Genomic DNA, 20,452 nt, shown 5'->3' on the forward strand with positions numbered 1-20,452 from the left:
ATCAACGCGATTGTGATGAATAAACTTCAAAAATTGAACGACCAATTTTAACAATTGCATCATTTCGATCTGCTATTGAAGCCTCTGTTTGCGCTAGATAGATACTAACTATGATTGAGGATTGAGCTTCACTCCAAACAACGGCTGTAATACTCCGAGCACCAAATCCGCCAGCACCTGAACGATCCGCAATATTCCATCCCTCTGGCAATACTGACCGCAATAAATTACCAGTGACTTGATTATTCACCATCCAATACTCTAATTTTTTCTGGCTATCTTGAGACAATGTGGAACCAAATAATAATTCATTTAAAGTATTCACTATTGCATTAGGAGTTGTCGTATCCCTCAAATCACCAAGCTTGCCTTCATTTAATTCAGGTTCAATACGGTCTAGACGGGTTTCTTTATCTCCGATTTGTCTTAGAAAATCCGTCACGCTTTCAGGACCTCCTAGGGCATTTAGGATGATATTTGCTGCTGCATTATCACTTGTCGTCATAGTTGCAAAACACGCATCATCGAGCGTTATTGCTTGTCCTACTTGCTTTTCTATTACGGGAGAATAGGTCACAAGATCTGCTTCTTTGATCTCAACTGTACTCTTAGGATTTATTTCCCCTTGCTCAGTATCATATAATAATTTAGCACAAGCTATTGTTTTAAAAGTACTTGTTAAAGGAAAACGCTGATTGCCATTGTAATCCCAAGACTCTCCAGTTTGAGTATCAAGAACAGAAATCCCTATATGCGCAGAAAGAGATGCTTCAATTACCTTAGCATCTTGTTCAACCTGTTGAAACTTTGAACTATTTGCAAACACTATAGACGGTATTAAAAGCGAAAATACCAGTAAAAGCTTCATGTAATAACCTCATCATTTTGATTGGCTTACATCTTATATCAGAGTGTGAAGTATTCAAATAAGGCTAACAATTGTATATTGACCTGGCTCGATTTTACTCATCGGTCCAGTTTCCCTAAGTAATTCTAATATGTTGATTTTAAAAGAAAAGTATGGGTTTTTCGTATCCAGCCTGCTGCAAGAGTCGGGACGGCTCAATAACTCCATCATCAGGCGCATTTATGTGCAAGGATAAATTATAAGCTTATGATCTCAAATGGGTTTTATAAATCGCGATGGAGAAAACGAGACATCCGATGAGTGTTATCGAGATGGGTACAGCACTTTATTTCATTAGCACTGTATGAGTTGTTAAAAATTTCGACGCTACCGCCCGTCGCTGACCTTGGCATAAGCGCATCCCTGCTTCCCCGTTTGGCTCTTATTGTTAACCGTCCATGCGGAAAAAGGCAATGCAAAACAGCCCCTTTGTCTCGGGTGATGGCGGGATTGTGATCAACGAAGCGGGCTTGGTGCGGCGCGGCAAGGGCAACCGGCAGGAGGTAGGCGGGCGGGTATTTGATGAAGCGTTCGTGGTTTCGGTTGATGAGGGTTACCTGTTTCATCTTTGGTGCGGGGTTTACTCCCGCTTTCACCAAATTCGGTAACCCTCATTGCTGCGGGATGAGCGGATCAGTTCGGACCGAATACCGCTTGGCGGCCCGCCATCACCGGCCGGGCCCCTTTCCCGGCAGGCATGCCGTCGGCTTCAGAGCGCCGCCGTCACGGCCGCCGCCAGCTGGGTGGTGCTGAGGTCGCCGCCCATGTCCGGGGTGCCGGCACCGGTGGCGGTCACCTTTTCAATGGCGGCCATCAGGGCCTCGGCGGCGGCAATCTCACCCAGGTGCCGCAGCATCAGGGCGCCGGCCCACAGCGTCGCCAGCGGGTTGGCCAGCCCCAGGCCCATGATGTCGGGCGCCGAGCCGTGCACCGGTTCGAACATGCCGGGCACGCCGCCGGCCGGGTTAATGTTGGCCGAGGCCGCAAAGCCCAGCCCGCCCTGAATGGCGGCGCCGATATCGGTGAGGATGTCGCCGAACAGGTTGGACGCAACCACCACGTCCAGCGTTTCGGGGTGGGTGATCATGCGCGCGGCGATGGCATCGACGTGGTAGCGGGTCACTGCCACGTCCGGGTAGTCCGCGGCAACGCGGTCGGTCATCTCGTCCCAGAACACCATGCTGTGGCGCTGGGCGTTGGACTTGGTCACCGAGGCCAGCTTTCCGCCACGCAGTCGGGCCTGTTCGAATCCGTGGCGCAGCACGCGCTCGACGCCGGCACGGGTGAAGATCGAGGTTTCCACCGCCACCTCCAGCTCGCCGCCCTGGTGCACCCGTCCGCCGGCCCCGGCATATTCGCCTTCGGTGTTCTCGCGAATGCAAAGGATGTCGAACGTCCTGTCGGTACGCAGTGGGCCCTTTACGCCGGCCAGCAGCCGGTGCGGGCGGGCGTTAACCGAAAGGTCCAGCCCCTGGCGAATGGCCAGCAGCAGTTCGCGCAGCGAAACATGGTCCGGCACCGTCGCCGGCAGCCCCACGGCCCCGAGGTAGATGGCGTCGAAGGCGCGCAGCTGCTCCACGCCGTCGGTCGGCATCATGGTGCCGTGCTTGAGGTAGTAGTCGCAGGACCAGGGCAGCCAGTCGCCCTCGAGCGAAAAGCCCTGTCGCTCGGCAAGGGTCTGCAGCACCGGCCAGGCGGCTTCCATCACTTCTGAGCCAATGCCATCCCCCGGCAGCAGCGCGATACGGTAGTTTTTCATGGTGTCTTCCTGTGGTTTGCAAGGTTAGCGTCAACCCGGGCGCGCCTGGCGCCGGGGCCGACTCGACAAGTGTGTTCAATAGGGCTGGGAGGCGTGCCGGTCACGGCCAAATGACCGGCCGGCACGCCCGTATCAGGGCGCATTTTCGCCCGGCGCCTGGCTGCCCGGCAGCCGCTTCTGGCGCGCCAGGCGGTACTGGCGGTAGATCGGCAGCGCGATCGAGACCACCGACAACAGGATGAAGCAGAGGCTGATCGGGCGGGTGAAAAACACCGACCAGTCGCCTTCGTACATGGTCATGCCGCGGCGGAAGTTCGACTCCACCATATAACCGAGGATCATCCCCAGCACCACCGGCGCCGAGCTGAAGCCGTAGCGGTTGAGGAAGTAGCCGAAAACGCCGAAGAACAGCAGTACCCAGGCCGAGCTCAGGGTTCCGCTGATGCCGTAGGAACCGAGGATGCACATCACCAGGATGAACGGCAGCAGATAGGAGCGGGGTATCTGCAGCACCCGTACAAACAGTTTGATGCCGATCGACTGGAAGCAGAACATAAAGAGGTTGGCGATCAGGAAGGCGATGATGATGCCGTAGGCGATGTTGGCCTGATCCTCGAACAGCATCGGGCCCGGCTGCAGGCCGTGAATGAGCAGGCCACCCATCAGGATCGCGGCCGAGGCGTCGCCGGGGATGCCCAGTGTCATCATCGGGATCAGGGCGCCGCCGGTCATGCCGTTGTTGGCGGATTCGCAGGAGACGATCCCCTCGTTATGGCCGCTGCGGAACTTTTCCGGCGTTTTCGAGATCCGCTTGGCCTGGTCGTAGGCCAGGAAGGAGGCGATGCTGCCGCCGGCTCCCGGTATGGCGCCGACCAGCGCGCCGATCAGCGAGCTGCTGGACCAGATCTTCCACAGGCCGAAGGTTTCGCGGATACGCGGATAGGCATTGTTGACGCGCACCCTGGTCTCGACCTTGCTCTGCGGCGACAGGGTGGTGACATCGCTGATGATCTGCGACAGCGCGAACAGGCCGATCAGCGCCGGCATGAAGTCGACGCCACCGATCAGATCGGGGATGCCGGCGGTCAGGCGCACCACGCCGGTCAGCGAGTCGATGCCGATCAACGAGATCAGCACGCCGATCAGGCCGGCGACAATGCCCTTGATGATCGACTTGTCCGACACCGAGGCGATGATCGTCAGCCCGAACAGGCCGAGGGCAAAATACTCGATGGCACTGAACTTGAGCGCCACGTCGGCGATCAGCGGCGACATGAAGGCAAAGATAACGACGCTGATCATTCCGCCGATCATCGAGGCCGTAATGCACAGCCCCAGCGCCCGGCCGGGTTCGCCGTTGCGCGCCATCGGAAAGGCATCGAGGGTGGTCGCCACCGACGACGGCGTGCCGGGAATATTCAGTAACGCGGCTGGAATGGAGCCGCCGGAGATGGCGCCGCAGTAAACTCCCAGCAACATGCCCATGCCGGTGACCGGGTCCATGCCGAAGGTCAGTGGCAGCAGCAGCGCAATGCCCATGGTCGCGGTCAGGCCGGGCAGGGCGCCGAACACCAGGCCCAGTATGGTGCCGAAGGCAATGGCCAGGTAAATGTTGATATTGAGAAACAGACTCGCAGCATCGGCGAAATTGGCAAGCATACAGGCTCTCCTGCTCAGGGCATCGACAGTTCAAACAGAACCGAGAACACCAGATAGATGAAGCTGGTCGCCACGGCCGAAAAGACGGCAGAGGCGATGAAGGACCGGGCCGTCGGCCGGGCTTTCTTGAGCAGAAGATCGACTATCTGCCGGAAAGCGAACAGGAAAAACAGGGTGCTGATGAAGAATCCGGCGAAGGACAGCAACAGCAGGTAGGCGACGATGGCGCCGAGGGTCACCAGCAGGGTAACGGCTTCCTGTCGCGTCATGCGCCCCGCTCCGCCAGCCTCTTGTTTGAAGAGGGTTTCGGTCACCAGCAGGTAGCCGACCAGAAGCATGATGATGACGCTGATCCAGAACGGCAGGAAACCGGCACCGGGATCGCCGGCCACTCCCATCGCCGACGGGATTTCATGAGCCATGCTCAGGAAAAATCCCGCTCCGAGGATCAGCAGTAAGTAAAAGATTTGTCGTTCGTTTATCCGGAACATTGCGATACCTGTATGGCTGACTGGGTGGCCGGCTCCGGTTCGCCGGGGCCGGCGCACTCGTTATTGCTTGAGTTTCTGGGCGGTTTCGATGAAGGACTCGGCCAGCAGGCTCATGCGCTGGTCGAGCGCCTCGCCCGGTGCCACGTAATCCACCACACCGCCCTGTGACTTGATCAACTGCTGGAACTCGGGATCCCGGGTCGCCTCGTCCAACGCCTTGGCCCAGGCCTGCTTGACCTCGTCGTCGACACCGTCCGGTGCCGCGACGCCGCGCCAGTTGGTCAGCGAGAAGTCATGCCCCGACTCCTTCAGCGTTGGCACATCCGGATAATCTTCTAGGCGCTGCTCACCCAGGCTCACCAGTGGTCGTAGCTTGCCCGATTCGAGGCCTGAGGCCAGGTCCACGAGGTTGAGCATCAGGGCATCGATATGGCCCCCCATGGCGGCAAGTACCGCGTTGCCGGAGCCGTCATGGGGTATCTGCTTGGCTTCATAGCCGGCGATATCGGCAAGCAGCGCACTGACCACATGGGTGGAGCCGCCGAAGCCGGAGAAGCCGAACTTGACCTTGCCAGGGTTCGCCTTCATGTCTGCCACCAGCTCGTCCCAGTTTTGCCAGGGGCCGTCGGCGCGTACCGCCACCAGGTAGTCCTCGGTCAGCACATTACCCAGATAGGAGAAGTCGGTGGATTTATAGGTCGCGTTGCCCATGCCCTCGGTGGCGAAGATCACGTTGTTGGGAATGGTCACCGTATATCCGTCCGGCCTGGCGTTGGCGACCTTGGTGAAGCCGAGGATTCCGCCACCGCCGGGCAGGTTCGAGACCACGATGGTCTGGCCGAGGGACTTCTCCAGCGCCGGCTGCAGTGCACGCGCCAGCACATCGGTGCCGCCGCCGGCGCTGTAGGGGATCACCATGGTGATCGGCTTGGTCGGATATTCGGCAAACGCCATGCCGGCGCTCAGCAGGCCGGCGAAGAGAACAGAGGTTTGGGCTAGTTTTTTCATCATGGTTCCTTATCGTTATTGGCCATTTCCTTAGGGTTTTTAAGGGGCGGGCGGCAAGGGTATTTCCGTCCGGTGCGTTTCGCCCCCATCTTGCTCATCTTGCCCGTGCAGGAGCGAAGGCGCCGATGGCTGCATCCAGCTTTCAGTAAGGGCCCGGGCTCGCGGGTGCGGTATCCCGCAACCCGAATTCCGCCGCGCGCCGGCGTACCGCCTGCATCAGCAGGTTGACGTCCAGCCCCACCGCCACGAAAGTGGCACCGAGGGACAGGAAGCGACGGGCCTGTTCCACGTCGCCGGTCAGGGTACCAGCAGCCTTGCCGCTGGCCACGATCCGCCTGATGGCATCATCGATCGCGCCCTGCACCGCCGGATGCCCCGGATTGCCCAGGTAGCCCATCGAGGCGGCCAGATCCGCCGGCCCGATGAAGACGCCATCCACCCCCTCGACCGCGCAGATCGCCTCGAGGTTGTCGAGAGCCCTGACGGTCTCCGCCTGTACCAGCAGGCAGACCTCGTCATTGGCCCGGTGCACGTAGTCGGGGCGGCCGTTCCAGCGCGAGGCTCGGGCCACGGCGGCGCCCACCCCCCGGATGCCCTGGGGCGGGTAGCGCATCGCCGCCACCATCGCGGCCGCCTGTTCCGGCGTGTCCACCATCGGCACCAACAGCGTTTTGGCACCGATATCCAGCAGTTGCTTGAGCAGCGCCGGCTCGCCCTGCACCGCCCGCACCACGGCCTGGCCGCCGTAGGGCGCCACCGCCTGCAGCTGGGCCAGGGTGCTGCGCAAATCGTTGGGCGCGTGCTCACCGTCAATCAGCAGCCACTGGAAGCCCGCGGTCGCGCACATTTCGGCACAGTAGCCGTCGCCCATCGATAGCCAGAAACCAATCTGCGCCTGGCCGTCGGCGAGCGCTTGTTTGAATGGATTGCCCGGCTGTAATCCGGGGAGGTGGAAATCCTGCATGGATATAGCTCCGGTTAGTCCGTTCGGCCTCAGCGCAGGTTGCCCTGGCAGAGGTACTTGAGGTGCATATAGTCATCGAGGCCGTACTTCGACCCTTCCCGGCCGTAGCCCGACTCCTTGACGCCGCCGAACGGCGCCGCCTCCGAGGCCACCGCGCCTTCGTTGATGCCGACGATACCGGTTTCCAGCGCATCGGCCACGCGCCATATGCGGCTGGCATTTTCGGAGTAGAAGTAGCCGGCGAGGCCGAACGGCGTGTCGTTGGCCAGTTCGAGAACCTCGGCCTCGGAGCCGAAGCGGAACAGCGGCACCACGGGGCCGAATGTTTCCTCGCCACAGAGCCGCGCGTCGCGTCCGACATCGGCGAGCACCGCCGGCGAGATATAGTTTGGACCCAGCTCTTCCCGCACCCGGGTGCCGCCTGTCAGCACCCGGGCGCCCCTGGCGACCGCGTCGTCGATGTGCTGGAGGATCTTGTCGACCGCGCGGGCGTTGATCATCGGCCCAATCTGCGCCTCGGGGTCCGTCGCCGGCGCCACCTTCAGCGCCGCGACGCGGGCCACTAGCTTGTCGGCAAAGGTGTTGAACACGGCGTCGTGCACATAGACCCGGTTCGGGCAGACGCAGGTCTGGCCGCCGTTGCGAAACTTGGCCGCCATCAGCCCCTCGACGGCCGCATCGAGGTCCGCGTCGTCGAACACGATGAAGGGCGCGTTCCCCCCCAGCTCCAGAGACAGCTTCTTCAGGGTGTCGGCCGAGGCGCGCGCTAGGTGCTTGCCCACCGGCGTTGAGCCGGTAAAGCTGATCTTGCGCACCCGGCGTTCTGCCAGCCAGGCATCCACCACCGCCGGGGTTCGCTCGCGCGAGGCGCAGACGATATTGATCACCCCGGCCGGCACGCCGGCCTCTTCGGCCAGGCGGATCAGTGCCAGCGAGGTCAGCGGCGTGTCCTCCGCCGGCTTGGCCACGACGGTGCAGCCTGCCGCCAGGGCCGGGGCTATCTTGCGCGCGATCATCGCCGCCGGGAAATTCCAGGGGGTGATCACCGCGACCACGCCGACCGGCTCGCGCACCGCCATCATGCGCCGCCCCGGCACCGCCGGCGCGATGATGTCTCCCTCGATGCGGGCCGCCTCTTCGGCAAACCATTCGACGTAGCTGGCGGCGTAGAGCACCTCTCCGCGGCCCTCGGCCAGCGGCTTGCCCTGTTCCAGCGACACCAGCCGGCCGAGATCTTCCCGATGTTCCAGGATCAGGGCGTGCCATCGTTTGAGCAACTGGCCCCGGGCCCTGGCCGGCAGCGTCCGCCACTCGGCGAACGCCGAGTGTGCCGCGTCAACCGCGGCCCGCGCCTCCGCGGCGGTGCTGTCCGGCACTCGGGTGATCAGGCTCATGTCGGCCGGATTGCCGACCTCGAAGAGCTCGCCGACGGCGGCGTCGACCCAGCGGCCGGCAATGTAATTCTGCGAACGGATCAGATCGTCGCGTGTCAGGTTAAAACTCATGCTCTGTTCTCCTTGGGGGCTCAACTGACGATACCGAGGTGCCAGGGGATGAATTCGTGATCGCCGAGCCCCAGCCGTTCGCTACAGGTCCGTTCTCCTGAGGCGACGCGCAATATATGCTCGAAAATCTGCTGCCCCATCTCCTCGATTCCCAGAATGCCGTCGATCACCTGGCCGCAGTTGATGTCCATGTCCTCGCTCAGGCGCCGGTACATCGGGGTGTTGGATGCCAGCTTGATGGTGGGCGCGGGCTTGGAGCCAAACATCGAGCCGCGGCCGGTGGTGAAGCAGATCAGGTTGGCGCCGCTGGCTATCTGGCCGGTCACCGCCACCGGGTCGTAGCCCGGCGAGTCCATGAACACGAAGCCGGCCTGGTCGATCGGCTCGGCGTACTCGTAGACGGCCTGCAGGGGTGTGGTGCCTCCCTTCATCGCCGAGCCGAGGGATTTCTCAACAATGTTCGCCAGGCCCCCGGCCTGGTTGCCCGGACCCACCATGCCGTTGAACTGGGCGCTGTGGCCGCGGGTATATTCCTCCCACCAAGCCAGGCGGTCCAGCAGCTTCTGCCCGACTTCCGGCGTCACCGCGCGGCGGGTCAGCATAAATTCGACACCGTGGATCTCCGGCGTTTCCGACAGGATGGCGGTGCCGCCATGGCGCACCAGTATATCCATCGCCGCGCCCAGCGCCGGGTTTGCCGAGATCCCGGAAAAACCATCGGAACCACCGCACTCGAGGCCGATTTTGAGATGGCGGGCGCTCACCGGCGTGCGTGCGACGCGGTTGGCCGCCGGCAGCATCGCCTCAATCCTGGCGATCCCCGCCGCTATCGACTCGCGGGTGCCGCCGACGTCCTGCATCACCAGCGTTTGCACCTCGGTGCCCAGCCCCTGGGATGCCACCAGCTCGGCTACCTGGTTGCGCTCGCAGCCGAGGCCGACGATCAGCACCCCGGCCAGGTTGGGATGGCGGGCGTAGCCGGCCAGGGTGCGGCGCAGTACGTCGAAGTGGTAGCTCGGCGACGACATGCCGCAGCCGCTGGTCTGGGCGAAGGCGACGACCCCATCGACGTTGGGATAACGGGCCAGCCGCTCCGGCGTGAAGTGGGCGGCGATATGGTTGATCACCGTCGCCGAGCAGTTGACCGACGACAGGATGCCGATGAAGTTGCGGGTCGCGACCCGGCCGTCCGGGCGCACTATGCCCATAAAGGTCGCCCGTTCCGCTTCAGGCACATAATCGATGGGGCGCACGTCCCGGCAGAACCCCGGGTCGCGGTCGAACTCGATGAATTTCAGGTTATGGGTGTGGACGTGCTCGCCGGCCTCGATATCGCGTGACGCCACACCGATCACGGTATCGTATTTTTTCACCTGTTCGCCGGCCGCAATACCACGGGCGGCGATCTTGTGCCCGGGCGGCACCTGGGCGCGGACTCGCAGCCCCAGCTCGGGCAACGCCTGCCCGAGCGGGAGCTGGTCGCGGGCGATCAGCACGTTGTCGTTGGCATGAAGCCTCAGTAGTAACGACGGGGTAGCGGACTTGTCCATAATGTTTACTTTTTGTTAATAGGAAACTGGTTTGCAGTATGCTCCCTCCCTACATAAGGATAAAATAAAACAATGGACTGCCTTCATAACAAAATAGTAATGTAAAAAGATGAGTGACATCGACCGGGTTCTTCGATCCAATCTCAAGCTGCGCCACCTGCAACTGCTCGTCGCACTTGATGAATTTCGCCATATCGGCCGGGTGGCCGAATTTATGGCGCTGACACAACCCGCCATCTCCAAAATGGTCGCCGAGATTGAACGCATGTTCGACCTCGAGCTGTTCAGCCGCTCGACCCGCGGCACCGAACCCACCGCTTACGGAGAAACGGTGATTCGCTTCGCCCGTTCGGTGCTGGCTGACTTCAGCCGCACCCGGGACGAAATCGAGGCGGTGGCCAGCGGTGCCGCCGGCCGGGTCAGCGTGGGCGCCATGGTGGTGGCGACGCCGGTCTGGCTGACACTGGCGGTAGAAAAGCTGAAGGCTCGCTCGTCGCTGACGACGGTGCTGATCGAGGAGGGCGACCTGAAGCGGCTGCTGCCACGGCTGCGCATGGGCGAGCTGGATCTGCTGGTCGGCCGCCTGGAACCCGGCTATGCGGCGCCGGATCTGGACACCCAGGCGCTGTACAACGAACCCATGTGCGTGGTGTCCTGTCCCGATCACCCCATCGCAGCTAAACCTAAGCCGACCTGGGCGGACCTGGCAACCTTGCCCTGGGTGGTGCCGCCGCCCTGGGCCTCCTCGCGCGTCAAGCTGAACCAGATGTTCTACCGGCACGGCCTGAACCCGCCGGTCGATCTGATAGAAACCGCTTCTTTTCTTGCCACGCTGAATTTCGTCCGCCAGAGGCCGGCCATCGGCTATCTGGCTCGGGACGTCGGTCGCCATTTCGAAAAGGAGGGCTTTCTGAAAGTCCTGGATCTCGATCTGCCGATCGAGCTGCCACCGGTCGGCATCATCACCCTGCGCGGGCGTATCCGCACCCCGGCCAGCACCCAGTTGATCCAGTGCCTGCGGCTGGCCGCAGCGGAGCGATTACAGTTGGATTGAAGTGTAAGATACTAATTAAAAATGGAATTATCATCTAATAGGCTTGCAGGAAACAACCTGTTCGGTATCCACCATAAAAAGATGACCATACCCTGCAGTTCGATCAGGGACTGGAACACGATAGCAACCACCGCCAGCAAACTCCCCAGCTGCAGCGCCGGATCATCCGGCAGTAGCGGCAACCCCGCCCACAGCATCAGCGGCAGCAATACAAAGTTGCCCAGCACGGCTGTGCCGATAAAGCGGCGGTCGGCCAAGGCGGCGCGCGGCTCCACCAGTGGCACCTGGGTAAAGGTGCTGTACAGCAGCAGGGCCAGTAACGGCCACAGTGCCTGCTGCCCCTGTTCCGCTGCCAGATGGCCGGCCAGCAGACCGGCCGCAGATGGGCATGCAAGCCTCAGTGCCCGGGCGGCTCCTTGGTTGTGCGTTTGGCGCGGTACATGGCGCCGTCGGCCCTGGCCATCAGTTCGGGGCCGCTGAGGCCGTGTTCGGGAAACAGCGCCATGCCCAGGCTGGGGGTGATGTGCAGGGTGGCGGCGGGCAGTGTATAGGGGGCGCTCAGGGCGGCGCGTATTTTGTCGGCCACCGGCGCCGCGGCCTCGGGGCGGGGCAGGTCTTCCAGCAGCACCACGAATTCGTCGCCCCCCAGCCGGGCCACGGTGTCGGCCTCCCGCACGCAGCTCACCAGGCGGCGGGCCACCTGCTGCAGCAACTGGTCGCCGGTGTGGTGGCCGTGACGGTCGTTTACCTGTTTGAACTTGTCGAGATCCAGGTACAGCACCGCCAGCAGGCCCCGTTCCCGCTGGGCGTGGCGCAGGGCGGTGTGCAGCCGGTCCAGGAAGAGGGCGCGGTTGGGCAAGTCGGTAAGGGGATCGAAGCGGGCCATGTGCTCCAGCTGTTGCAGCATTTGCTTGCGCTCCATGGCGGTGGCCAGTTGCGCCGCCATAAAGTGCAGCAGGTCGTGGTCCGCCTCGCCGAACGGGGGCGAGCCGGGCGGGGCCTGCACCAGCAGGGCGCCCCCGCTGCCCAGCCGGGCCGCCAGCCAGCCGTCGCCGGTGGCGGTGGCCAGGTTCTGTTCCAGCAGCCGCCCGGCCAGGGCGCGGGCGGGTTGGTCGTGGGTGTGGGTGCCGGCCCGGTAGGCGATGTCCAGGGCGCTCGTGTCCGGATGGCGCAGGGCAACCATCACCTCTTTCACCCCGAACAGCTCGGCGCCCAGCCGGCGGATGCGTTCGAACAACTGGTCCGGATCGCCCAGCAGGTTGGCGGCGTCGGCAATGGCGTAAAGGGCGGCCTGGCGCGCTTCGGTCCGCTTGCGCTCGGTAATGTCCCGGGCTACGGCAATGCGAAACTGGCGGTCCGCCGACCAGCGCGCCGACCACATGATGTGCGCCGTGCTGCCGTCCTTGCGTACATAGCGGTTTTCAAAATAGGGCCTGGGCCGGCCGGCCATGATGTCGGCCACGGTATCGCGGGTGCGCTGGTGATCGCCCGGGTGTATAAACTCGAACATATTGCGGCCCAGCATTTCCCCGGCCGGATAGCCGAAAATGCGTTCGCCGGCGGCGCTGATATATAAAAAGTGTCCCCCCGTGTCCACGATGCAGATGGCATCGAGCAACAGGTCGCTCACAACATCAAGGGTAAGCTCGGGCAACCGGGTCATGGCTGGGTCTCGCTGGTGCCGGGCCGCTCAGGGCTGGTAGATGACGTAAATCTTTTCGCAGGACTCCACCGTTTCCCATTCGCCGCTGAAACCGGCGGGAATAATGAAGTCGTCGCCCGCCGCCAGCGCCAGCCGGCCGCCCTGGTGGTCGTGCAGTATCACCCGGCCCTTGAGCAGCTTGCAGTATTCATGCTCGGTGTAGTTAACGCGCCAGCGGCCGGGCTCGCTGCCCCAGGTGCCCACGTGAAAGCGGTCGTCGGGGCTGCTGTAGTGGTTGGCCAGGGTCTGCACCGGATGGCCGGCGATCAGGGTTTGGGGATTGGGAGGCAGGGTTTCTGCCGGCACCGGGTGGCGGCCCATGACGATCACATCCTTCAGGGTCTGGCTCATAGCGCGTCCTTGTCGAGGGCATAGCGTGTTTCAGCAACATAAACGACCGGCGGCATAAAGGAAAGGTTGCTGTCGAGGATAGATTCGTGCGGCGCTGTTGTGCGGGGAGATCCGGCGGCCTGGCCGCCGCCGGAAGGCGATCAGAGGGCGGCCACGGCTTCCTCCGCCTGCAGGCGCACGCTTTGCAGGCCGGCGCCCGACAAATACCAGAGCGCCGGGGTCAGGTAGCCCAGGCGGATATCCTGGCCGCCGGCCTGGTCCAGGGCCTGGCGCAGGGTGGCCGGGTCCAGCGGCGTGTTGCCGATGGCGGCGCTGCGGTCCACCACCAGCAGGGCGGCGGGCTGCATCCGGGCCATCTGTTCCGGGGTCAGCGGGGTAAAGCTGCGGGTGCCGTTGGTCACGGTTTCCACCCCCTCGGGCAGGGCCGGGGCATCCAGCTGCAGCAACTGGGTCACCACGGGCTCCTGGCGCAGGGAGAAACGGCCGTCGTTATGGGTGACCACCAGTACTTTGGGGTGGCCGTCCACGCTGTCCCTCAGTTCGGCCAGCCGCTGCGCCAGCCCGGCCAGGGCGGCGTCGGCCTGGTCGGCGGCACCCAGGTCACCGGCCAGGGTGCGCACCTTGGCACTCAGGGCGGACCAGTAGTCGTCCCCCTGCAGGGTAACGTCGCGCACCGGGGCAATGGCGGCCAGTTGTTCCTTTATGTCGCCCTGGCGGCCGGTGATCAGGATCAGGGAAGGGCCAGCCGCGCGCAGGGCGTCGAGATCGGCCGAGCGCAGGCCGCCGGCGTCGGTGTAGTCGGCGCCGGCATAGGCGCTCAGGTAGGCGGGCATAGCCTGCTTGGGCACGGCCACCACCTGCCCGCCCAGTCCGAGGGCATCCAGGGTGTCCAGGCTGCCGTGGTCAAAGCTGGCGATGCGGGCCGGCCCGGCGGCCAGCGCCAGTTGGCTGGCCAGCACCAGGCCGGCGGCGGACAAGGCTTTTACCAGTGTCATCGAAATCTCCTTTGCTCGTTGTTTGTTATCAATAACCATTCTCATTATTCCATGGTTGCCGCCCGCCGGCCGCTTCCGTATTTGGTACGCTGCGTTGCAAAAACTGCAACGGAGGCGGCCGGCGGGCCGAGGCGGGGCCGCTGTTCCGAATAATGGAACAGGGTGTTCCGCATTGCGGCCTCCTTGAAATAAACGCAAACCATTATCATTAGCAGCCTTGTGAGCCGGGCGCGTCCTGGCTGACGCTTCCGGTCCGTCCGCGCCGCCGGCGCCCTCGTTGGAGATCACCCTATGTCAGGAGTTTTTGTTATGCCTGCTGTCCGTTACCTGAAAACCGCGGCCCTGGTGCTGGGCGCCCTGCTGGCCGCGCAACCGGCGCTGGCCGATGTGCGCACCCTGGAAACCCGGTTTGGCGAGGTGCAGGTCGAGGGCGACATCACGCGGGTCGTCACCCTGTACGAAGGCGCCCTCGACCTGAGCTACGCCGTGGGCGTCTCTCCCCTGGGCGCGGTGATCACCCGGGGCGGCAACGGCGTGGCCAGCTATCTGCAGGACCAGGCCCGGGACGTGGCCATTGTGGGCGGCCCGCGCGAAACCAATCTTGAGGCGGTGATCGCCCTGCAGCCGGATCTGATCCTGGCCTCTTCCTCGCTGCCGGAAGATCAGTACCGCCTGCTGTCGGCGGTGGCGCCGACCGTGGTGCCCGATGTGGACATGTTCCAGCCCGATGCCTGGAAGGAGGAAGCCCGGTTGTTTGCCCGCGCCCTGGACCGGGAAGACCGGCTGGAGCAGGAGCTGGCGGAGCTGGACCGGCGCATCGCCGGGCTCGGGGCGCGCTTTGCGCAGGCGGTGCCCCCGGAGCAGCGCAAGACGGCGCTGGTGCGCTGGATGCCCCAGGGGCCGTTGATGATGTCGGCCGGGCTGTTTACCCCCGGCCTGCTCAAGGCGGTAGGTTTTGCCGTGCAGGACGCCGGCATCGTTGAGCCGGGCCGGCCCCACAGTTCGCCCCTGAGCCAGGAGAAGCTGTCGCTGGCCGACGGCGACTGGCTGTTCCTCGCCACCCTCAACGACGACGGCCGCCAGGCCCTGGCCGCGGCCGAAAGCTCGCCCGCCTTCTCCCGCCTGGCGGTGGTGCGCAACAACAGGGTGATCCCGGTGGATGGCCAGGTCTGGACCAGCGCCACCGGCCCGCTGGCGGCCCACGCCATCCTCGATGACCTGGAACGCGAAATCGCCCGCCTGGAGCCCTGATGAGCCTGTCCGCCCGGCGTTCCCTGCCGCTGTTGATGCTGGCCTGCGGCCTCTTGCTGGCCCTGGTGTGCCTGGCCAGCCTGTTGTGGGGCGCCGGCGACGTGGGGCCGGCCCAGGCGCTGGCGGTGCTGGCCGGGGGCGGCACCGACGAGGCCCGTTTTGTGGTGGGCGAGCTGCGCGGCGCGCGCACCCTGGTCGGCCTGGTGGTGGGCATGGCCCTGGGCTGCGCCGGCGCCCTGATGCAGACCCTGGCGCGCAATCCCCTGGCCGAGCCCGGCCTGCTCGGGGTCAGCGCCGGCAGCAGCTTTGCGGTGACCCTGGCGCTGCTGTCCGGCGCCAGCGCCGCCACCCTGGCGGTGCACGTGGCCCAGGCCGGCGCCCTCGGTGGCTGCCTGCTGGTGCTGAGCGCCGCCCGGCTGCAGGGCGTGGGCAATGATCCCATCCGCCTGGTGCTGGCCGGCGCTACCCTGTCGGGCCTGTTGCTGGCGCTGACCTCCCTGTTGCTGATGTTCGACCAGCGCACCGCCGACGAAATCCGCTTCTGGATCACCGGCAGCGTGGCCGGGCGCGATCTCGATTATCTGCTGCGGATACTGCCTTCCCTGTTGCTGGCGCTGGTGCTCACCCTGCTGATCGTGCGGCCGCTGGCGGCCCTCGCCCTCGGCGAACGGGTGGCCCGGGGGCTGGGCCACAAGCCCGGCCGGATCCGCCTGCTGGCGGTCATTGTGGTGGCGCTGCTGGTGGGTTCCGCCACCGCCGTGGCGGGCCCCATCGTGTTTGTGGGGCTGGTGGTGCCTTTTATCGCCCGCGCCCTGGCCGGCCCCGATATCCGCCGCACCCTGTGGCTGTGCCTGCCCCTGGGGCCCACCATTGTGATTGGCGCCGACACCCTGTCGCGGCTGATTGCGGCTCCCACCGAGCTGCCCCTGGGTGTACTCACCGCCCTGATCGGCGCTCCCGTGCTGCTGGCGGTGGTGCGTGGCCGGCGTCTGACGACCTTGTGAGCAATGTGATGAACCCTGTTTCCCCGTCTCCCGCCCTGCACCTGCCCCACCACTGGCGGCTGCGCTGGCGGGGTGTCAGCCTGCTGCTGCCCCGGCGCGCACTGGTGGTCAACCTGCTGCTGACGCTGGCGCTGCTGGCGGTGGCCATACTGGCCCTGGGCCTGGGCAGCGTCAGCCTGGGCCCGGCCGAGGTGTGGCGCGCCCTCTGGGGCGAGGGGCCGGCCATGCACCAGTTGGTGGTGCATCAACTGCGCCTGCACCGGGTGCTGGCGGGCATGGCCACCGGCGCCGCCTTCGCCCTGTCCGGCTGCCTGATGCAGACCCTGGCCCGCAACCGCCTGGCCACGCCCGGCATCATCGGCATCGACAACGCCGCCACCGCCTTTGCGGTGGCCTCCGTGGTGGGGGTGGGGCTGTCCCTGGCGCCCTCGGCCATGGCCCTGGCCGGCGCCGTGACCGCTACCGTGCTGGTGTTCGGCCTGGCCGGCGGCAGCGGCACCCGGGGCTATCGCTTTATTATCGTCGGCCTGGGGGTGGGCGCCATTGCCGGCGCCCTGACCCAGCTGATGCTGAGCCGGGTGCCGATAGATCAGGCCAACGCCGCCTTTCCCTGGACGGTGGGCAGCCTCAACGCCCGTTCGCCCCAGGCGACGGCGTTGCTGGGCCTGGGGCTGGCGCTGGGCCTGGGCTGGGCGCTGCGGCTGGTGCGCGCATTGCAGTTGCTGCAGTTTGCCGACCCCGTCGCCATTGGCCTGGGCGCCCGCCTGCGCCGGGTGCGGGCCCTGTGCCTGCTGCTGTCGGTCAGCCTTACCGGGCTGGCGGTGGCGGTGGCCGGCCCGGTCGGGCTGGTGGCACTGCTGGGGCCGGAAATCGCGCGGATGCTGTGCCGCCACCGGGGGGTGCCCGTGCTGGCCTCGGCCCTGGCCGGCGCCCTGCTGATGCTGCTGGCGGACCTGGCCGGCCGGCGGCTGCTGGCGCCGATGGAAATCCCGGTAGGCATAGTGACCGCCGTGGTCGGCAGTCCCTATCTGCTGTGGATGTTGTTGAACCCTTCTTTCCGGAGCCGGTCATGAATGCTGCTGTCCCTCTCAACTCCCTGGCCGCCGTTACCCCGGGCGTCGGCCTGGAGGCCCGCCGGCTGGTGCTGGGCCACGATCGCCAGATCATCGTCGATGGCCTGGATCTGAGCCTGGCCAACGGCCAGGTTACCGCCATCGTCGGCCCCAACGGCTGTGGCAAGTCGACCCTGCTCAATGCCCTGGCGCGGGTGCTCCGGCCCAGGGGCGGGCAGATCCTGCTCGACGGTGCCGACATCCACCGCCGGCCCAGCCGGGAGATCGCCCGCCGGCTGGCCCTGCTGCCCCAGGATACCGCCGCCCCCGAGGGGATGACGGTGCTCGACCTGGTGCGTTTTGGCCGCCAGCCCCACCAGGGCTGGCTGAGCCAGTGGTCCGCCGAGGACGAGGCCATTGTGGCCGAGGCGCTGGACGCGGCGGATCTGGTCGGCATGGAGCACCGGGTGCTGGATCAGTTGTCCGGCGGCCAGCGGCAGCGGGCCTGGATTGCCATGGCCATGGCCCAGGCCACGCCGCTGTTGCTGCTGGACGAGCCGACCTCGGCGCTGGATCTGGGCCACCAGATCGAGATTTTCGAACTGATCCGAACCCTGGCCGGGCGCGGCAAGACCATTGCCATGGTGGTGCACGATCTGATGAGCGCCTGCCGCTATGCCGACCAGCTGGTGGCCATGCGCGACGGCCGGGTCATTGCCAGCGGTGCGCCGCGGCAAATCCTCACCCCCGAGCTGGTGTACCGGCTGTATGACGTGCATTGCGACATCATCCCCGATCCGGTCAACGGCAACCCCATGCTGAGCAATGTGCGCCGGGTCCGGCGTACGGCCTGAACCCGGCGCGCGGCCATGAAAAAGCCCCGGCACCTTGCGGTGCCGGGGCTTTTTTCGCTCGCGGGCTTAGCCGTTGAGGGCGGCCAGGTCCTGGTTGAGGGTGGCGCTGGGACGCATCACCTTCTCCACCGCGGCCGGATCGACGTGGTAGTAGCCGTTCAGGCCGGCGGGCTGGCCCTGTACCGCGTTCAGCTCGGCCACTATCTTGGCCTCGTGCTCGGTCAGGGCCTTGGCCAGGGGCGCGAAGTGGGCGGCCAGTTCGGCATCCTCGGCCTGGGCGGCCAGTTCATTGGCCCAGTACATGGCCAGGTAGAAGTGGCTGCCCCGGTTGTCCAGCTCGCCGGCGCGGCGGGACGGGGACTTGCCGTTGTCCAGCAGCAGCTCGGTGGCCTTGTCCAGGCACTTGGCCAGGATCTTGGCACGGGCGTTGCCTTCCTTGATGCCCAGCTCTTCCAGGGACACCGCCAGGGCCAGGAACTCGCCCAGGGAGTCCCAGCGCAGGTGGTTTTCTTCCATCAGCTGCTGCACGTGCTTGGGCGCGGAGCCGCCGGCACCGGTTTCGTACATGCCGCCGCCGGCCAGCATGGGCACGATGGACAGCATCTTGGCGGAGGTGCCCAGTTCCATGATCGGGAACAGGTCGGTCAGGTAGTCGCGCAGCACGTTGCCGGTGACGGAAATGGTGTCCTGGCCGCGCTTCATGCGCTCCATGGAGAAGCGGATGGCTTCGTTGTAGGACATGATGTGGATGTCCAGCCCGCTCAGGTCGTGCTCCTGCAGGTAGGCTTCCACCTTCTTGCGCAGCTCATTGTCGTGGGCGCGCTCGGCGTCCAGCCAGAACACGGCCGGGGTATTGGAGTTGCGGGCGCGGTTGACGGCCAGCTTGACCCAGTCGCGGATGGCGGCGTCCTTGGTCTGGCAGGCGCGCCAGATGTCGCCCTTCTCCACCTGGTGCTGCATCAGCACTTCGCCGTTCTCGGCCACCACGCGCATGGTGCCGTCGGCGGCCAGTTCGAAGGTCTTGTCGTGGGAGCCGTATTCCTCGGCCTTCATCGCCATCAGGCCCACGTTGGGCACTGTGCCCATGGTGCGCGGATCGAAGGCACCGTTGGTTTTGCAGAAGTTGATCACTTCCTGGTAAATGCGGGCATAGGTGGACTCGGGCATGACCGCCTTGGTGTCCTTCTGCTTGCCGTCGCGGCCCCACATCTGGCCGGAGTTGCGGATCATGGCGGGCATGGAGGCGTCCACGATGACGTCGCTCGGCACGTGCAGGTTGGTGATGCCCTTGACCGAGTCGACCATGGCCATTTCCGGGCGGTGCTCGTAGCAGTCGTGGATGGCCTGCTCGATTTCATCCTGGGTGGACTGGGGCAGGGTCTTGATCTTTTCCAGCACGCTGCTCATGCCGTTGTTGGGGTTGACGCCCAGCTCCTCGAACAGCTTTCCGTATTTTTCGAACACCTCGCGGTAGAACACCTTGACCGCGTGGCCGAACACGATGGGGTGGGACACCTTCATCATGGTGGCCTTGACGTGCAGGGACCACATCACGCCGGTTTCCTTGCAGTCCTGCAGGGTCTGCTCGAAGAAGGCGTCCAGCGCCCTGGCGCTCATGAACATGCTGTCGAGCACTTCGCCGGCCTGCAGCGCCAGTTCTTTTTTCACTTCCACCTTGCCGGCCTGGTCCACGAACTCGATGCGCACGGTCTGCGCCTTGTCCATGGTCACGGACTGTTCGCTGGAGAAGAAGTCGCCGCCGTTCATGTAGTCGGCGTGGGAGCGGGAGGCCTTGCTCCAGGCACCCATGGAGTGGGGGTACTTGCGGGCGAAGGCCTTGACCGCGGCCGGGGCGCGGCGGTCGGAGTTGCCCTGGCGCAGTACCGGGTTGACGGCGCTGCCGAGGATCTTGGAATAGGTGTCGCGAATCGCCTTTTCTTCGTCGCTGGCGGGCGCTTCGGGGAAGTCGGGCACCGCGTAACCCTGGGACTGCAGCTCCTTGATGCAGGCGCGCAGCTGGGGCACGGAGGCGCTGATGTTGGGCAGCTTGATGATGTTGGCGTGGGGGTCCTGGGTCAGCTGGCCCAGTTCGGCCAGGCCGTCGGTCACGCGCTGGGCCTCGGTCAGGTGCTCGGGGAAGGCGGCCAGGACGCGACCGGCCAGGGAGATATCGCTGAGGGTGACCTTGATGCCGGCGGCACTGGTGAAGGTGCGCACTATGGGCAACAAGGAGTAGGTGGCCAGTGCGGGAGCTTCGTCGGTCAAGGTATAGACGATGGTCGATTCTTTAGTTGTCATTATTCGCTATTTCCCTGCTTGTTGGGTGGGGGATCAACGGCTGGGCAT

19 protein-coding genes are annotated in these 20,452 nt (G+C 64.5%); 6 read left to right on the forward strand and 13 right to left on the reverse strand.

Annotated features, from left to right (window positions below; genetic code table 11):
• Position 1: 1 nt before the first annotated feature.
• On the reverse strand, positions 2-868 hold the full coding sequence (blaPSE, locus tag C7I36_RS09450) for a PSE family carbenicillin-hydrolyzing class A beta-lactamase (protein ID WP_106453470.1): 867 nt from the start codon (positions 866-868) through the stop codon (positions 2-4).
• A gap of 452 nt (positions 869-1,320) precedes the next feature.
• Here blaPSE and C7I36_RS09455 point away from each other — a divergent pair, with 452 nt between their 5' ends.
• Positions 1,321-1,515, forward strand: a complete 195-nt coding sequence (locus tag C7I36_RS09455) for a hypothetical protein (RefSeq protein WP_106453471.1) — start codon at positions 1,321-1,323, stop codon at positions 1,513-1,515.
• 101 nt (positions 1,516-1,616) lie between these two features.
• On the opposite strand, the gene C7I36_RS09460 is transcribed toward C7I36_RS09455, so the two are convergent.
• The 7 genes from C7I36_RS09460 to C7I36_RS09490 all read right to left on the reverse strand — a co-directional run bounded on the left by C7I36_RS09460 (position 1,617) and on the right by C7I36_RS09490 (position 9,843).
• Positions 1,617-2,666: a tartrate dehydrogenase gene (locus C7I36_RS09460; protein WP_106453472.1), complete on the reverse strand. Its 1,050-nt coding sequence runs from the start codon at positions 2,664-2,666 to the stop codon at positions 1,617-1,619.
• 132 nt (positions 2,667-2,798) lie between these two features.
• A complete protein-coding gene (locus tag C7I36_RS09465) occupies positions 2,799-4,325 on the reverse strand; it encodes a tripartite tricarboxylate transporter permease (protein ID WP_106453473.1) in 1,527 nt (508 codons plus the stop codon).
• A gap of 14 nt (positions 4,326-4,339) precedes the next feature.
• Positions 4,340-4,816: a tripartite tricarboxylate transporter TctB family protein gene (locus tag C7I36_RS09470; RefSeq protein WP_106453474.1), complete on the reverse strand. Its 477-nt coding sequence runs from the start codon at positions 4,814-4,816 to the stop codon at positions 4,340-4,342.
• Positions 4,817-4,876: 60 nt separating this feature from the next.
• The gene (locus C7I36_RS09475; protein WP_219899632.1) at positions 4,877-5,824 is read right to left on the reverse strand and encodes a tripartite tricarboxylate transporter substrate binding protein; all 948 of its coding nucleotides are present in this window, start codon (positions 5,822-5,824) and stop codon (positions 4,877-4,879) included.
• 142 nt (positions 5,825-5,966) lie between these two features.
• Positions 5,967-6,788, reverse strand: coding sequence for a 4-hydroxy-2-oxoheptanedioate aldolase (hpaI, locus tag C7I36_RS09480; RefSeq protein ID WP_106453476.1), 822 nt, complete (start codon positions 6,786-6,788; stop codon positions 5,967-5,969).
• 29 nt (positions 6,789-6,817) lie between these two features.
• Entirely contained in the window at positions 6,818-8,293 is a 1,476-nt protein-coding gene (locus tag C7I36_RS09485) for an NAD-dependent succinate-semialdehyde dehydrogenase (RefSeq protein ID WP_106453477.1), read from the reverse strand.
• 20 nt (positions 8,294-8,313) lie between these two features.
• Positions 8,314-9,843 (reverse strand): UxaA family hydrolase, encoded by a 1,530-nt coding sequence (locus C7I36_RS09490; RefSeq protein WP_106453478.1) that lies wholly within the window; start codon positions 9,841-9,843, stop codon positions 8,314-8,316.
• A gap of 109 nt (positions 9,844-9,952) precedes the next feature.
• Here C7I36_RS09490 and C7I36_RS09495 point away from each other — a divergent pair, with 109 nt between their 5' ends.
• A complete protein-coding gene (locus C7I36_RS09495) occupies positions 9,953-10,897 on the forward strand; it encodes a LysR substrate-binding domain-containing protein (RefSeq protein WP_106453479.1) in 945 nt (314 codons plus the stop codon).
• Positions 10,898-10,908: 11 nt separating this feature from the next.
• Here the strand turns inward: C7I36_RS09495 and C7I36_RS09500 are convergent, their stop codons facing one another.
• The 4 genes from C7I36_RS09500 to C7I36_RS09515 form a co-directional block, all read right to left on the reverse strand.
• Positions 10,909-11,172, reverse strand: coding sequence for a hypothetical protein (locus C7I36_RS09500; protein WP_106453480.1), 264 nt, complete (start codon positions 11,170-11,172; stop codon positions 10,909-10,911).
• A gap of 122 nt (positions 11,173-11,294) precedes the next feature.
• Positions 11,295-12,560, reverse strand: a complete 1,266-nt coding sequence (locus tag C7I36_RS09505; protein ID WP_106453481.1) for a diguanylate cyclase domain-containing protein — start codon at positions 12,558-12,560, stop codon at positions 11,295-11,297.
• Positions 12,561-12,587: 27 nt separating this feature from the next.
• The gene (locus tag C7I36_RS09510) at positions 12,588-12,950 is read right to left on the reverse strand and encodes a cupin domain-containing protein (RefSeq protein WP_106453482.1); all 363 of its coding nucleotides are present in this window, start codon (positions 12,948-12,950) and stop codon (positions 12,588-12,590) included.
• Between the two features lie 140 nt (positions 12,951-13,090).
• A complete protein-coding gene (locus C7I36_RS09515) occupies positions 13,091-13,945 on the reverse strand; it encodes an ABC transporter substrate-binding protein (protein ID WP_106453483.1) in 855 nt (284 codons plus the stop codon).
• A 309-nt stretch (positions 13,946-14,254) separates the two neighbouring features.
• Here C7I36_RS09515 and C7I36_RS09520 point away from each other — a divergent pair, with 309 nt between their 5' ends.
• Genes C7I36_RS09520 through C7I36_RS09535 form a run of 4 tightly spaced genes read left to right on the forward strand, consistent with a single transcriptional unit; the run spans position 14,255 to position 18,106 of the window.
• Positions 14,255-15,196, forward strand: a complete 942-nt coding sequence (locus C7I36_RS09520; protein WP_106453484.1) for an ABC transporter substrate-binding protein — start codon at positions 14,255-14,257, stop codon at positions 15,194-15,196.
• Positions 15,196-16,200, forward strand: coding sequence for a FecCD family ABC transporter permease (locus tag C7I36_RS09525; protein WP_106453485.1), 1,005 nt, complete (start codon positions 15,196-15,198; stop codon positions 16,198-16,200). Before C7I36_RS09520 ends, C7I36_RS09525 begins: the two co-directional genes overlap by 1 nt.
• Before the next feature lie 8 nt (positions 16,201-16,208).
• Positions 16,209-17,273, forward strand: a complete 1,065-nt coding sequence (locus C7I36_RS09530; protein WP_106453486.1) for a FecCD family ABC transporter permease — start codon at positions 16,209-16,211, stop codon at positions 17,271-17,273.
• Entirely contained in the window at positions 17,270-18,106 is an 837-nt protein-coding gene (locus C7I36_RS09535; RefSeq protein WP_106453487.1) for an ABC transporter ATP-binding protein, read from the forward strand. The genes C7I36_RS09530 and C7I36_RS09535 overlap by 4 nt, the downstream gene beginning before the upstream one ends.
• Before the next feature lie 66 nt (positions 18,107-18,172).
• Here the strand turns inward: C7I36_RS09535 and C7I36_RS09540 are convergent, their stop codons facing one another.
• Positions 18,173-20,404 carry an NADP-dependent isocitrate dehydrogenase gene (locus C7I36_RS09540; protein WP_106453488.1) on the reverse strand — a complete coding sequence of 744 codons (2,232 nt, stop codon included), beginning with the start codon at positions 20,402-20,404 and terminating at the stop codon, positions 18,173-18,175.
• Positions 20,405-20,452 lie beyond the last annotated feature (48 nt).

Origin of the sequence: Zobellella taiwanensis (assembly GCF_003012795.1) — a bacterium.
GTDB lineage: Bacteria > Pseudomonadota > Gammaproteobacteria > Enterobacterales > Aeromonadaceae > Oceanimonas > Oceanimonas taiwanensis.